The sequence below is a fragment of the Corynebacterium sp. HMSC064E07 genome, from assembly GCF_001815745.1.
GTDB classification, from domain to species: domain Bacteria; phylum Actinomycetota; class Actinomycetes; order Mycobacteriales; family Mycobacteriaceae; genus Corynebacterium; species Corynebacterium jeikeium_D.
This window is the reverse complement of record NZ_KV821817.1, coordinates 113,611-127,151: the sequence shown is the minus strand read 5'-3', so window position 1 is coordinate 127,151 and position 13,541 is coordinate 113,611. Positions and strand designations below refer to the sequence as shown.

11 protein-coding genes are annotated in these 13,541 nt (G+C 58.0%); 5 read left to right on the top strand and 6 right to left on the bottom strand.

Features of this window, described 5'->3' with window-relative positions; genetic code table 11:
- Positions 1 to 38 precede the first annotated feature (38 nt).
- Entirely contained in the window at positions 39 to 896 is an 858-nt protein-coding gene (locus HMPREF3053_RS07140) for a hypothetical protein (RefSeq protein ID WP_016422771.1), read from the top strand.
- A 40-nt stretch (positions 897 to 936) separates the two neighbouring features.
- On the opposite strand, the gene HMPREF3053_RS07135 is transcribed toward HMPREF3053_RS07140, so the two are convergent.
- From HMPREF3053_RS07135 to HMPREF3053_RS07110, 6 genes are all read right to left on the bottom strand, one after another.
- A complete protein-coding gene (locus tag HMPREF3053_RS07135; RefSeq protein WP_070567084.1) occupies positions 937 to 1,995 on the bottom strand; it encodes a ferrochelatase in 1,059 nt (352 codons plus the stop codon).
- Positions 1,996 to 2,114: 119 nt separating this feature from the next.
- A complete protein-coding gene (locus HMPREF3053_RS07130; protein WP_049170590.1) occupies positions 2,115 to 3,107 on the bottom strand; it encodes a VWA domain-containing protein in 993 nt (330 codons plus the stop codon).
- 115 nt (positions 3,108 to 3,222) lie between these two features.
- Positions 3,223 to 4,071, bottom strand: a complete 849-nt coding sequence (locus HMPREF3053_RS07125; RefSeq protein ID WP_016422768.1) for a DUF58 domain-containing protein — start codon at positions 4,069 to 4,071, stop codon at positions 3,223 to 3,225.
- Positions 4,071 to 5,075, bottom strand: coding sequence for an AAA family ATPase (locus HMPREF3053_RS07120; protein ID WP_016422767.1), 1,005 nt, complete (start codon positions 5,073 to 5,075; stop codon positions 4,071 to 4,073). Before HMPREF3053_RS07120 ends, HMPREF3053_RS07125 begins: the two co-directional genes overlap by 1 nt.
- Before the next feature lie 54 nt (positions 5,076 to 5,129).
- Positions 5,130 to 6,722, bottom strand: coding sequence for a DIP1281 family NlpC/P60 protein (locus tag HMPREF3053_RS07115; RefSeq protein ID WP_070767479.1), 1,593 nt, complete (start codon positions 6,720 to 6,722; stop codon positions 5,130 to 5,132).
- 631 nt (positions 6,723 to 7,353) lie between these two features.
- Positions 7,354 to 7,863: an Rv1476 family membrane protein gene (locus tag HMPREF3053_RS07110; RefSeq protein ID WP_048734147.1), complete on the bottom strand. Its 510-nt coding sequence runs from the start codon at positions 7,861 to 7,863 to the stop codon at positions 7,354 to 7,356.
- Between the two features lie 367 nt (positions 7,864 to 8,230).
- Between HMPREF3053_RS07110 and acnA the strand changes: the two genes are divergently transcribed.
- From acnA to HMPREF3053_RS07090, 4 genes are all read left to right on the top strand, one after another.
- Positions 8,231 to 11,017, top strand: coding sequence for an aconitate hydratase AcnA (acnA, locus tag HMPREF3053_RS07105; RefSeq protein WP_080971469.1), 2,787 nt, complete (start codon positions 8,231 to 8,233; stop codon positions 11,015 to 11,017).
- 222 nt (positions 11,018 to 11,239) lie between these two features.
- Entirely contained in the window at positions 11,240 to 11,806 is a 567-nt protein-coding gene (locus tag HMPREF3053_RS07100; protein ID WP_016422763.1) for a TetR/AcrR family transcriptional regulator, read from the top strand.
- A 142-nt stretch (positions 11,807 to 11,948) separates the two neighbouring features.
- Positions 11,949 to 12,698 carry a glutamine amidotransferase-related protein gene (locus tag HMPREF3053_RS07095; protein ID WP_049170598.1) on the top strand — a complete coding sequence of 250 codons (750 nt, stop codon included), beginning with the start codon at positions 11,949 to 11,951 and terminating at the stop codon, positions 12,696 to 12,698.
- A 51-nt stretch (positions 12,699 to 12,749) separates the two neighbouring features.
- Positions 12,750 to 13,496: a glutamine amidotransferase gene (locus tag HMPREF3053_RS07090; RefSeq protein WP_080969614.1), complete on the top strand. Its 747-nt coding sequence runs from the start codon at positions 12,750 to 12,752 to the stop codon at positions 13,494 to 13,496.
- The last annotated feature ends 45 nt before the right edge of the window (positions 13,497 to 13,541 follow it).

Genomic DNA, 13,541 nt, shown 5'->3' with positions numbered 1-13,541 from the left:
CGGGACCGACGACACACTGCACTAGGATGAGCTGCACTATGCAGCGCAGTGTTCTCGACCAGGTCTGGAGTCCAACTCAGCACATCGCCCTTTGGCTGGGCGCGTGGTTGTCGGGTTTGGAAAACTACGATCATCTCCTCGACGCGCTAGACTCGCTCGGCGGACCCACGTCAGTTCCGGGGACGTTCGTGCTTGCCGACGCCACGGTTCCGAATGTCATCGATTGCGACGCTGATCTCGATCGAAGCGACATGCTCCGCCTTCTTCGAGCGGTTACTGAAGCGGGAGATTGGCACAGTGACCACCGTCCCCTCGTCCGCCTCATTCTCTCCGGGCCCGGTGATGCACCTGCACTGCCTGCGGGAACCGACGCCGCTGAAGCTGCACGCGCAGCAGGCTCGGCCATTGTGATTGCGGATGCGGAGCCGGGCTGGAACCATGTGCTCATACCAGTGACAACGCCGGTGCCAGGCCTACCGCAGTGGCATTGGTACACACTGGAAGGCCACATTCCCGAGCCGGCCTATCTCTCCCCTGGCGAGGCGGATTTACAGCTGGCAGATGCGGCGCGGGTTGCGGCTGCCACGATTGCGGCGATGCCGCGTTCACCGCTGACGTCGTCAAGCAGTGGTGCCCCGAAAGTGGATCCCCGGCTGATGGTCGGCATGCTCGATGACCACCTGGACATGGCCTTTGTGCCGGATGATGTGCCACGCCGTGCACTGGGAGTGCTCGCCAGAGCTGATCGGGTGTCGTCGATTCTGGCGGTGGCACAGGGCAGCGAGTCGGGGCACGGCAGCGCCGCGTTTGATGCGCAGCTCATCCCGCTGTGGCGGAAGATTCGGCAGGCGCGGATGAGCGCGGTGGAATACGCGATTCAGGAGTGGACTCGCTAGGGATTTGCCTTGCCCCGCGGCCCCATTGCCGCCAAAGGAATCAGTGTGGGCGGCGCTTTGCCGGGGTACAACAGGATGCGGCGCAGGGGGCGCCGTTGCAGGCCGAGCCGAGTAGCGGTTCACTTCCCAGACGGCGGGGCTTGACATCTGCGATGCGCTCTTCGATGAGCTCCACGAGCATGTCGGTGAAAGTAGCCGTCGGACCAGGCGTTGCGACCCGCTCGATGACGATGTCGTGATGAGCCATTTCATCCTGAAGCTCAGCATCCAAATCCCAGGCGACCTCAACATGATCCGAGATGAAGCCAATCGGGCACACTATTGCGGATCGGAGGCCGTTGGCGACCTTCGCTTCAACGTGGTCGACGATGTCAGGCTCCAACCACGGCACGTGCTCCGGGCCAGAGCGGGACTGCCAGACGACGTCAAAGTCGGTGATACCCACTGCGTCGGCGACGAGCCGTGCTGCTTCGTTGACCTGGCGGGAGTAAAGATTTCCGCCGAGCTCTACCGACCCGGATGCCTTGTCCGCAGAGACCGGAATAGAGTGAGCGGTGAAAATAAGCCGGGTGTCCTCACGGCGGTCATCCGGTAGCTTGGCAAACGCCTCACGCACTGCGTCTGCATAGGCTTTTATAAAGAGCGGATGATCGTAGAAGCTCCGGATTTTCTCCATGTCAAAAGCACGGTCGCCCAGAGATTCGCGCATCCGAGCAATGTCTTCGTGATACTGGCGGCAGCCGGAGTAGCCGCCCCAGGCGCTAGTGGCGAAAACGAGCGCTCGCTTAACACCGTCATCAGCCATCTTTGCCGCGGTGTCTTCAGCCATCGGATGCCAATTGCGATTGCCGAAATAAACAGGCAAGTCATAGCCACGGCGAGTGAGCTCAGCCTTAAGGTTGGAGACAATTTCGCGGTTTAAATCGTTGAGCGGGGACTTACCGCCAAAGTGCGCGTAGTGTGCACCGACTTCGTCCAACCTCTCCGGCGGAATTCCGCGGCCGCGGGTGACATTCTCCAGGAAGGGACGCACATCGGCCATCTTTTCGGGACCGCCGAAAGACAACAGCAAAATAGCGTCAAAATTATCAGAAGACATAGCTAATCATGTTAGTAGCGCAGTCTGAGGACTCCATAAGACGACTGCTCAATGCCCCCGGCGTCTCCTGCCAATCGGGTTCCATACAAATCGCTTTACGACGGCACCCTAACCCAGCCCTACTGCGGAATTCGACGATTGGTCACAAGCAGTGAGCCCACGGTCACTAGCAGCATCGCGAAGGCTGCGATCAGATAGGGCCTCGGATTCTCGGCCCGCTTGAGTTCGTAACCGATGTCATCTTCCAGTGAGCCATAGGCATCGCGGAGCTGCTCGAGGGAACCAGCGCTGAAGAACTCACCTTTTGTTCGACGGGCGATCTCTCGCAGCGAATCGTCGTCGTTAGGCACTGGAATTAATTCGCCCTGAACCGTGATTGCGCCTTGCGCGGTACCGAACGAAATCGTGTTGACAGGCACCCCGGTCTTGGCGGCTTCGGCGGCGGCGGTATACGCGCCGCGGGGATCGTCGAGTTCTTGTGGGACGGTCTGTTTGCCGTCGGAAAGCAGCACAATTGTCGCTGGCGGGGCGCCTTCTCCCCCGCCCTGAACCGAGTCGCTGAACTGATTGATGGCATCCAGCGCGGCAGCGATGGCATCACCGGTCGCAGTCGCCTGATCTAACTCAGCAGCCTGGAGCGCTCGATTCACGGTGTCATGGTTGGTAGTCGGGCTGACAGCAGTGCGAGCGCGACCAGAGAACGTCACCAGGCCGATATTGAGGTCGTCGGGAAGGTTCTCCACGAACTCTTGGCCGGCTTCTTTAGCTGCAGTGATGCGGTCGGGCGCAACATCTGTGGCCGACATGGACAGCGAAACGTCGACCACCAGCATGACCGTCGCTCGGTTGCGGGCGACTTTGGTCTCCGAAATCGGACCAGCTAATGAAATGATGACCAGAACAAGTGACAACAGCGCACTGATAGCTACGACATGGCGCAGGCGTGCCGACGACTTATTCCCTAGTGATCCAACGATGGTGAAGTTGCCAAAGGCAATGGCACGTTGCTTTCGCTGCTTAGTGCTGATCCAATAGGCCACGGCTGCCACTAGAGGCAGAGCGAGTGCGAGCAGCCACCCTGGGTGCGCAAAAGTTGAGTTTAGGAACGTCATCGCGGTATCAGTTTCCTCACATCCAGTCGCCTAAACAGTCGCGTATAAACCAGTGGCTATAGCCGGTTAGTCGGTGGCCCAAAAGAGATAGCACTAACAAGCGGTTACTCAGACGCTAATGTTGGCCAATTTGTCGAGCAAAATCCAGTACCCAATCGGAATCCGTACGCAAGGTAATAACGCGAGCACGGCATTTGCGCAGTTCATTGATTACACGCTCGTGGTGGGCACGAGCCTGAGCTGCATACTCGGCGCGGGTCTTGTCGTTGATGTTGAGTTCAATGGTCTCGCCGGTTGCGGAATCCGCCATGACCACCGGGCCTTCGCCGGGTAAGGCTTCATCGGCTGGATCTACCAGGCGAATCGCCATAATCTCTGTCGAGGCCGAGGCAACGCGCAGCGGGCGCGCCCAATCGAGTGATCCAAGGAAATCCGAGATGACAACCAACAGCCCAGCGCGCGGAGCCTGAGTCATTACTGTGTCAATATCCGCTGCGAGGTTATGCTCAGCAGTCGCGTCAGCCAACTGCTTGAGCAGCATCAAGCTGTGGGCACGGCCCTGGCCCGCGGGCACTGGAGTGCCACCGGCGATTAATCCAGTTCGGGACCCCGGGGCGTCGTTAAGCATCGTCACAGCGCCGGCAGCGGCGGTGAGCAGATGTCGTTTGGTGGTATCGGCCAATCCCGTGGACAGACGTGCGGCGGGTTCGGCGACGATCCAGCACTCCAGCTCACGCTCGGCCTCGGAGGTGCGAACGTGCGGCACTCCAGTGCGGGCTGTCACTGCCCAGTTCATCTGGCGAACATCATCGCCGATGACATATTCGCGGGAGCCAACCGGCTCAGAGCCATCTCCAGTAGCGGTGGAGAGAAAGCTGCCGCGCAAAAGTCCGTTGAGCTTACGCGTAACAGTTAGCTCTAAGTACGCCAGGACGCGTGCAAGATCGTCTTCACGAGCTGACATTAGGAGGCAGTGCCCTCATCGGAGCCAGTGCTCGCGCCTTGGGGAAGGCGCACGTGAGACAACACGATGTCAATAATCCGTTCGGGAGTAACGCCATCGGCCAGGCCCTCATAGGACAGGACCAAGCGATGACGAAGCACGTCGGGAAGCACGGAGACCACATCGTCCGGCACGACATAGTCGCGACCGGAAAACAGCGCATGGGCGCGGGCAGCCGCGACAGCACCAAGAGTTGCACGCGGTGATGCGCCATAGGAAAGCCAGCGGTCGACATCCTTCAACTCCGCCCGCATCGGATTGCGGGTGAGTTCGATGACGGCCACGATGTAGTCAATCAGTGTGTGGTGGACAAAGACTTCGCGGGTAGCGCGCTGCAGTTCCCGAACACTCTCTGGGGTGAGAATCTGCTGCGCGACTGGAGGGGTGGCTCCCATGCGGTAGACAATCTCCCGCTCTTCCGCCGGAGTGGGGTAACCCACGAGGACCTTAAATAGGAAACGGTCCCGCTGGGCCTCCGGCAGTGGGTAGACACCCTGGTTTTCGATTGGGTTTTGCGTGGCCAGAACCAAAAACGGCTCCGGTACTGGCGTGGACTCCCCTGCGATGGACACCTGGTGCTCTGCCATGACTTCCAGCAGAGCCGACTGCACCTTCGCCGGTGCGCGGTTGATTTCATCAGCGAGCACGATATTTGACATGACCGGGCCGGGCTCGACAATGAACTCCGAGGTGTCCTGGCGGAAAATCCGGGTGCCGACAATATCTGATGGCACCAAATCCGGAGTGAACTGGATGCGGGAGTAGGACCCACCCATCACTGTGGCAAAAGTAGACACTGCCAGAGTTTTCGCAACACCCGGAACACCTTCGAGCAGGACATGACCTCCTGCGAGCATCGCGATGAAGAGCTGCTTAATCAGGTGCTCCTGGCCAACCACGACCTTCCCCAGCTCCGCGTATGCGCGCTCGAGGTCCGTGTGGTCAGTGGGCGTTGGGTAGGTCACAGAGAAACCCTTCTTTAGGTCGGTCGCCCGACCTGTAGAACACGTCGTTAGAAACTAGACGAGGCGGACAACGTTCGGTGTCATTCCGTTATAACGGACTGGCGAGATCTTAACCACAGAACCGGACTGCGGTGCCTCAATCATCTTGCCATCGCCCAGGTAGATAGCGACGTGGCCATGACCATTCGGGCCCCAGAACAGCAGGTCACCACGCTTCATCTGAGATGCCGGGTAGTGCTTTCCGCGCTGGTACTGGTAGCCGGTGTAGTGAGGCAGGTCAATGCCGACAGCGGCGTAGGCGTACAGAGTCAGGCCCGAGCAGTCGAAACCAATCTTGTTGTAGTCGCCGTGGGAGTCAGCTACTCCGCCGTCACGGATGCCCTTGGTCGGGCCGTTGGCGTTGCCACCGCCCCATGCGTATGGGACACCGAGCTGCCCCATCGCGCGTGCGATGACAGTCTCGACCTTCTGGCTGGAAGAACCCGAGGTGCTCTGACCGGTCTCCGGATTCGTCGGCGCCACAGTCTGTGCCGGGGTGCCGCTTGACGACGAGCTGCCGGTGCTAGACGAATCCGAGGTATCGGTGGACTCAGAGGAATCCGAAGATTCGGTCGTCTCAGAGGAACTGGTGGAGCCGGTGGAGCTGTCAGAGCCAGTGGAGCCGGTCGAGCTGCTCGAACCAGCCGAGTCGGTAGAGCTGTTAGAACCAGTGGAGCCAGTGGTGCTAGAGCTTTCATCTGTGGACTCAGAAGAGGAATCCTCATCAGTCTGGTTCGACTGCGCCTCTGCGCGAGTCTTAGCTGCGGCTTCCTCAGCGGCCTTCTTGGCAGCGGCGTCTTCCGCTTCCTTGCGGGCCTGCTCGTTCTCATAATTCTGGCGCTGGGAGTTCAGCTCGTTGACCGCGTTTCGGGCTGCATCCAAAGATGCCTTTGCGGCATCGCGATCGACCTGAGCCTGCTGGTAATCAGCTTGCTCCTTTTGAAGCTCCTCGTTTGCCTCGGAGTACGCGTTCTGAGCATCGGTGTTTCGCTGGTTTGCGGTGGCTTCCGCCTGCTGAGCTTCGTCACTCTTCTTGCGAAGCGTGGACTCCTGGTTAGCAGCCTCGGTTCGATTCTTATCCAGAGAGTCAACGGTCTGCTCTTGACGATCCGCTTCGCGACGCAAAGCGGACAGACGGTTAATAGCCTCGGATGCATCTCGCGCACCCTCGAGAATCGAGCCACTGGAACGTCCCTGGCGCATGATGGTGCGTGCTAGCTCGTCGAACTGCTTCTGGGCACTAGCGAGCTCAGCGCGGGAACGGTCGAGTTGGGTTCGCGCCTCGTCGACCGCCTCGCGCGCACGGTTAGCGGCATCTCGAGCGTTCTCAAGGTCTACCATGGCCTTGTTGACATCCTCGCGGAGAGTGCCCATGCGTAGCTCGAGGTCAGATACCCGGCGCTCGCTGGAAGTTACCTCGGCGACCAGGGACTGCAAGTACGACTCGGCGTTAGAGGCCGCCTCGCGCGCTTGACGGATCTGGGCGTCGCTCGGATTTAGTGGTTGTGCAGCTGCGACCTGAGTGTTCGTCGCCAGAAGACCCGCCGTGATAATACCGGCAATTGGACGAGTCCAATATGATGCACGGACTTTGCGATTACTCGGCACCGCGTTACTCCTACATTTCTCCTATGGGTGCGTTCACGCCTCAGAATCGACACCAGCGACTTCCCCATCGTTGGATATCTTCCTGTTGTTGCCTCCAGGTCTTGAGTGGAACTTCGAAAAACGTCGAACCGAAACCAGAACCAAAAGCAACAGCGGCGCTCCCGCGAGTTTTTCATTGGTCAATACTGGACCCTTGAGTCCACTATTGGCATCACGAAGCACTTTACGGGTCAAAAAGCTCTAAAAAAACATAAGTAACAAAATTACCAACTGTCCCCCTCTTTGTGACCGTTTCGTTATATGTCGTGGCCTGCGGTTATGGTGAGCCCTAGGTTTCTATGTGAATTATGTCACTATTAGATGACTTATCGGCGTGCCGTAGTGTCGTGGGCCTTTACCTGGGGTACCGGACATAAGAAAAGGTCAAGCTTTAATGCTTGACCTTTGTGAAAATCGTTGACACGGTTACGGTGGCTGCAACAGTGTTATCCAATTCAGATAGTGGCTGATTTCTCCACTGCTACCAGTTTTTGGGGCATTTACCCTGTCCCTTGCCGTGAGGTGGAAAACCGGGGACGGTGAATGTATTCAGTGGGGCCGTTAACTCCAGCGTCCGTCGTAAAGCGAACTCTTAGGCGGTTGGGCGTGTGCGTAGCCAGTAGAACGTCAGCCCGACGAAGAGTGCGACGATAACGACGCCTGCGATGAGGCTGTAAAGAGTCCACGGAACGACGTAGTTAGTGAGCTCGTGCAAATAGGCATCGAGACCCGCCGGATAGTCTCGCGGAGTCTCCATCATTGCGTGGTCGGCGCGTTCAATGGCTGCGCGGGGGAAATCGGCAGATGCGGTGGCCACATTGCCCGGTGTGCGCACGACAGTCGTTCCGCCGACTTGGTCCGCTACTTGGCGGGCAAAGGAAAAGATGTCGGTGTTCTTTTGTTCGGCGACGGGGTAAATCTTCTCGCTATCTAGGTAGATGATATTGAAATTGGGCACCCCCCGATTTGCTGCATCGTCGACAATTGGCTGGACCGCTTCTCGGAGCTGTGGGTTATTTGTCACGATGTTGTCGGTGCGTAGCTGAGCGACCACCTTCTCGACGGTTTCTTTCGCTGCCTGTGAATCTGCTGGCGTATGCATTAATTGCCTTCCGTATCGTGCTCCTGTTTTGCGTGAGAATGGTTTCCACGCGCCCCAATTTGGCGGAGATGCTGCTTCGTTTGTCCTATCTATAATGGCCTGCTCTGGATGTGAACGGGGGTAGCGTGACTCGGCGCGCCGCGAGCAATCTACATACAGAACGTTCGTACTGTTATTGTTGATGCAAGGACGGTAACGCTTCCTTAAAAACGTGTGTGTGGGCTCGTGTGCCCCGCGTCGTGATTATTGCTTTAATTGGTTGATAAGGGGCGGCGTGATCGCACCTATGCCTTATGGAGAGCCGAAATTCGAGTGCCGGACTCTTCAGTTAAGGCGACAATTCACCCGAATAGAAATGGAGCTGACTGTGGCTGAAAGCAAGAACTCTTTCAACGCCCTGCGCAAGCTTGAGGTCGGAGACAAGTCTTATGACTACTTCGCTCTTGACGCCGTGCCGGGTATGGAGAAGCTGCCTTACTCGTTGAAGGTTCTCGGTGAGAACCTGCTGCGCAACGAAGATGGCGCCAACATCACTGAGGAGCACATCAAGGCTGTCGCCAACTGGGTTCCTTCGGCTGATCCGTCGATCGAGATTCAGTTCACCCCTGCTCGCGTTATTATGCAGGACTTCACCGGCGTCGCCTGTGTTGTTGACCTGGCTACCATGCGTGAGGCTGTTAAGACTCTCGGCGGCGACCCGGATCAGGTTAACCCGCTGAACCCGGCAGAGATGGTCATCGACCACTCGGTCATCATCGAGGCCTTCGGTAGCGAAGACGCTCTGGCTAAGAACGTCGAGATTGAGTACCAGCGCAATGATGAGCGCTACAAGTTCCTCCGTTGGGGTACTGGCGCATTCTCCAACTTCCGCGTTGTTCCTCCGGGAACCGGTATTGTCCACCAGGTCAACATCGAGTACCTGGCTCGCGTTGTCTTCGAGAACAACGGCCTGGCATACCCGGACACCTGTGTTGGTACTGACTCTCACACGACCATGCAGAACGGCCTGGGCATCCTGGGCTGGGGTGTCGGTGGTATTGAGGCTGAGGCCGCAATGCTTGGCCAGCCAATCTCCATGCTCATACCGCGCGTCGTTGGCTTCAAGCTGACTGGCGACATTCAGCCGGGTGTTACCGCAACCGACGTTGTGCTCACCGTCACCGATATGCTGCGCCAGCACGGCGTCGTCGGCAAGTTCGTAGAGTTCTACGGCGCTGGCGTCTCCAAGCTGCCGCTGGCCAACCGTGCGACCATCGGTAACATGTCGCCAGAGTTCGGTTCCACCGCCGCAATCTTCCCGATCGACGATGAGACCGTCAAGTACCTGGCCCTGACTGGCCGTGACAAGGAGACCCTGGAGCGCGTCGAGGCTTACGCCAAGGCTCAGGGCATGTGGTTGGACGAGAACACTCCGGAGGCTGAGTACTCCGAGTACCTCGAGCTGGACCTGTCCACCGTCGTTCCGTCCATCGCTGGCCCGAAGCGCCCGCAGGACCGCATCGAGTTGGCTTCCGCCAAGGAGCAGTTCCGCAAGGACCTGCACAACTACTCCGACGGCGAGATTAAGGGCGCTGTCAAGGCTTCCGCACCGACCTCCGAGCTGGCCGCAGACTACAACGAGTCCCGCGAGGGCCACGGCGAGTCCGCCGCTAACGGCGCTGAAGGTCGCCCGAGCTCCCCGATTACCGTCACTTCCCCGAAGGGCGGCGAGTACACGCTCGACCACGGTATGGTCGCTATCGCTTCCATCACCTCTTGTACCAACACCTCCAACCCGTCGGTCATGATTGGTGCTGGTCTGTTGGCACGCAAGGCAGTCGAGAAGGGTCTGCAGGCTAAGCCGTGGGTCAAGACCATTTGTGCTCCGGGCTCCCAGGTTGTTAACGGCTACTTCAAGCGTGCTGACCTGTGGAAGGACCTCGAGGCTCTGGGCTTCTACCTGTCCGGCTTCGGTTGTGCAACCTGTATCGGTAACTCCGGTCCGCTGCCGGCTGAGATTTCCTCCGCCATCAACGAGGCCGACCTGGCTGCTACCGCGGTTCTGTCCGGTAACCGTAACTTCGAAGGCCGCATCTCCCCTGACGTGAAGATGAACTACCTGGCCTCCCCGATCCTGGTTATCGCCTACTCGATCGCCGGTACCATGGACTTCGACTTTGAAACCGACGCCCTGGGTCAGGACGCAGAGGGCAACGATGTCTTCCTGCGCGACATTTGGCCGTCCACCGAAGAGATCGAAGCAACCATCGAGGCCTCCATCTCTTCCGAGCTGTACGACGAGGACTACAAGGATGTCTTCGCTGGTGACGAGCGCTGGCAGAACCTGCCGACCCCGGAGGGCAAGACCTTCGCTTGGGACGACAAGTCCTCCTACATCCGCAAGGCACCGTACTTCGACGAGATGGAAATGGAGCCGGCACCGGTTTCCGACATCAAGGGCGCTCGCGTCCTTGCTGCCCTGGGTGACTCGGTGACTACCGACCACATCTCCCCGGCTTCCTCCATTAAGCCGGGCACCCCGGCTGCTCAGTACCTCGACTCCATGGGCGTTGAGCGCAAGGACTACAACTCCCTGGGTTCCCGTCGTGGTAACCACGAGGTCATGGTGCGCGGCACCTTCGCTAACATCCGCCTGCAGAACCAGCTGCTTGACGGTGTTACCGGTGGCTACACCCGCGACTTCACCCAGGAGGGTGGCCCGCAGGCCTTCATCTACGACGCTGCCATGAACTACAAGGAGGCTGGCACTCCGCTGGTCGTCGTTGGTGGTAAGGAATACGGCACCGGTTCCTCCCGTGACTGGGCAGCTAAGGGCACCCTGCTGCTGGGCGTCAAGGCTGTTATCGCTGAGTCCTTCGAGCGTATCCACCGCTCGAACCTCATCGGCATGGGCGTTGTTCCGCTGCAGTTCCCGGAGGGTGAGTCCTGGAAGTCCCTGGGTATCGATGGCACTGAGACCTTCGACATCGCTGGTCTGGAGGAGCTGAACAACGGCTCCATCCCGAAGACCGTCAAGGTTACGGTTACCAAGGAAAACGGCGAGTCCTTCGACTTCGACGCTGTGGTCCGCATCGATACCCCTGGTGAGGCTGACTACTACCGCCACGGCGGTATTCTGCAGTACGTCCTGCGCAACATGATCAAGGGCAACTAGTTTCCCTTTGACTCGTGCGCGCTAGGGCTTGTTACAAGCAGCGCTTCTAGAGGCCGGTAGGTAGCGCTAGCCCGCGGATTCATACCCCACGGGCTAGCGCCCTGCCGGCCTCGGGTTTCTCTACCCCAACCAAAATGAGGCTTGGGAAGTATAGGAATGGCGCTGCCACGTCATGCAGTGAAACATGTCCCTGGGCGTCGCCGGCAAGAAAAGAGTTTCCTTATGCCAAAAGTGAGTAACCAGGATTTAGCTCAACGGCGGCACGAAATTCTCGACGGCGCTCGGCAGTGCTTTGCAGAATTCGGCTACGACGGCGCAACGGTCTCTCGTCTGGAGTCCGCTACCGGTAAGTCTCGCGGTGCTATTTTCCATCACTTCGGATCCAAAGAAGGTCTGTTCTTAGCATTGGCCGAAGAAGATGCCGCAAATATGGCGGAAGTCGCGGAGGCTTCCGGCTTAGTGGAAGTAATGCGTGATATCGTGGCGAACCCAGACAAGCATGGCTGGCTGGGAACTCGCCTTGAGATTGCCCGTCGCCTTCGCAGCGATCCGGAGTTTAAGGGCCAATGGTTGGGCCATCAGGATCAATTGGATGACGCTGTTGCCCACCGATTGACCCAGACATCCTCATCCGGCTCCCTACGGTCGGATTATTCGGTTCGCACGATGCAGCTTTTTCTCGAGCTGATGCTCGATGGCATCATCGTTCGTCTGGCATCTGGTCGCACTGTCGACGAATTGGATTCCGTGCTTGATTTAGTTGAAGACAGCTTACGGCGCAAGGACTAGCCACTCAGGCTAGGCCTGATAGCGTTACGTACCACCCGCTCCCCTAATACGGGAGCGGGTTTCGGCTTTCTGCCGTGCATTTACCCCGTTTGACCGGTGACAATGCATAGATTTCACCCAATATGGACTAAGCTGTCTATTTATGAGTGTGGGTAAGTTTTTGTTGGTGGCGCTCCGCCCCGCAGATGGTGCGGGGCAAGCCGAGTACCAGGACTTTCTGGATTCCACCGGGCTTGAGCCCAGCCAGTTGGATCTGTTTACCATCGACGCTGTCGGCGCTAAGTTGCCCGACCTGACCTCCTATGACGGCGTATTCGTCGGAGGCAGCCCATTTAACATCACCGACCTTGAGCATTCGGGGCTGCAGAAGTATTCGCACGATGTGCTTTACGACGTACTTAGGAGTCCTGTCCCCGCACTGCTTATCTGCTACGGCGCTAGCTACACGGCCTTTACTTCGGGCGGTTTGGTTAACCTGCGTCACGGCGAAGTAGCGGGTTCTACCCGGGTAGAGCTCACCGAAGCTGCCACTCAGGATCCAATAGCTTCGGTGTTGCCTCCGGTTTTTTATGCGTTGACTGGCCACAAGGAATCCGTTGCGGAACTTCCAAATCACGCGACTTTGCTTGCCACAGGTCCAACCTGTCCGGTGCAGATGTACTCGATCGGACCGAATAACTGGGTTACCCAATTTCATCCGGAGATGAATGCTAACGGACTGCTCCGCAGAATGTCTTTCTACACCGACGTCGGTTACTTTGACCCGTTGGAAGTCGACGCGATTCGACTAAAGGTATCTGATGTGGACCTCCAGGCCGTCTCGTCAATCATCCCCCGATTTATGCACGTATGTACGCATGCAGCCAATCCGAGCCTGCTAGTGGTGCAGTAGTCTCCGTCCCCCCCCCTCTAGCTCCCTTTTTCACGAAATTTGTTCCCGCAAATGTCTACCTCCGCCAAGCCCTTCCTCTTGCTTTCCACACGCGGCGAAGATGCCGCAGCTCACGCTGAACATCTCTCATTTGCCAGGAGGTGTGCATTGGCGCCGGCAAAGTTGCATCAAATTCGCCTGGAACAGTCTCGTCCGGGGAATCTGAATCTAGATAACTACTCGGGCGTAATCGTTGGCGGAGGACCCTTTAACGCCTCTGATGACGATAAGAGCTATCTACAGAAGGAAGTCGAGACCTGGTTCGAGGATTTGTTGGCAGAAGTGCTCGAACGAGACTTCCCCTTCTTCGGAGCTTGTTATGGCGTCGGCCTGCTCGGTACTGCTGGCCATGGCCGTGTCTCCCGCAAGCACGGGGAGCAGGCAGCTGTAATCGAAGTAGCTGCAACTCCAGATGGCGAATCAGATCCAATTCTTGATGGTTTACCGGCCCACTTTCACGCCATCGTCGGCCACAAGGAGGCCATCGAAGAACTGCCTGGCGACGCTACGTTGTTGGCAACTGGTAAGGACTGCCCCGTACAGATGTTTCGGTTGGGCCGCAATGCATATGCGACGCAGTTTCACCCGGAATTAGATGCCAACACATTTGCCCAGCGTCTCCAGATTTACGCAAATGAGGGCTACTATTTACCAGGAACAGATCTTAAAGCGGTGTCGGCCGCGCGACAGTTGGATGTTGCTCGAAGTGGGCGTATTCTTCAGAATTTCGCTCGGCTCCATACCGCATGTAGAGACTAATTAGTTTTATCTAGTGGCAATAAGCAAAAGGAATGTGATTGTCGC